Origin of the sequence: Xanthomonas sp. BRIP62415 (assembly GCF_003993515.1) — a bacterium.
Taxonomy (GTDB): domain Bacteria; phylum Pseudomonadota; class Gammaproteobacteria; order Xanthomonadales; family Xanthomonadaceae; genus Xanthomonas; species Xanthomonas euroxanthea.
This window is the reverse complement of the sequence record NZ_QEZH01000043.1, coordinates 1-806: the sequence shown is the minus strand read 5'-3', so window position 1 is coordinate 806 and position 806 is coordinate 1. Positions and strand designations below refer to the sequence as shown.

The window sequence follows — 806 nt, the reverse complement described above, 5'->3', positions numbered from 1 at the left end:
TGGTTGGCTTCGATATTGAGCTTGAAGTCCTGGTCCAGGCCGTGCTGGCGCAGGAAGCCGATCACCGTGGCGCTGTCGAAGTCGTACTGGTGCTTCATCGGCTCCATCGGCTTGGGCTCGATCAGGAAGTTGCCTTGGAAGCCGATCGCACGGCCGTAGTCGCGTGCCAGGGTCAGAAAGCGCGCCATGTTGTCCTGCTCGCGCTTCATCTGCGTGTTGTGCAGGCAGGCGTAGCCTTCGCGGCCGCCCCAGAACACGTAGTTCTCGCCACCCAGCTCGACGGTGGCATCGATCGCGGCCTTGACCTGCACCGCCGCACGCGCCACCACGTTGAAGTCCGGGTTGGTCGATGCGCCGTTCATGTAGCGCGGGTGCGAGAACAGGTTGGCGGTGCCCCACAACAGCTTGACGCCGGTGTCGGCCTGGCGCTGCTTGGCGATGCCGACCATGTGTTTGAGGTTGCGCTCGTACTCACCGATGTCGTCGGCATCGGGCGACAGGTCGATGTCGTGGAAGCAGTAATACGGCACGCCGAGCTTGGTGAAGAATTCAAACGCGGCATCGGCCTTGGCTTCGGCACGGTCCAACGCGGTGTTGCCGATATCCCACGGATACGCGCGCGTGCCCGGGCCGAACGGATCGGCGCCATTGCCGCAGAAGCTGTGCCAGTAGGCCACGGCAAAGCGCAGATGCTCGGCCATGGTCTTGTCGCCGATCTGCTTGTTGGCGTCGTAGACCTTGAAGGCCAGCGGGTTGTCCGAGTCGCGGCCTTCGAAGCCGATCTTGCCGATACCGGGGAAATATTC

The 806-nt window shown here is 63.0% G+C and carries 1 pseudogene; it reads right to left on the bottom strand.

The features are described 5' to 3' along the window. Positions 1-806, bottom strand: a pseudogene (locus tag EO141_RS21225) (xylose isomerase); the annotation flags it as partial.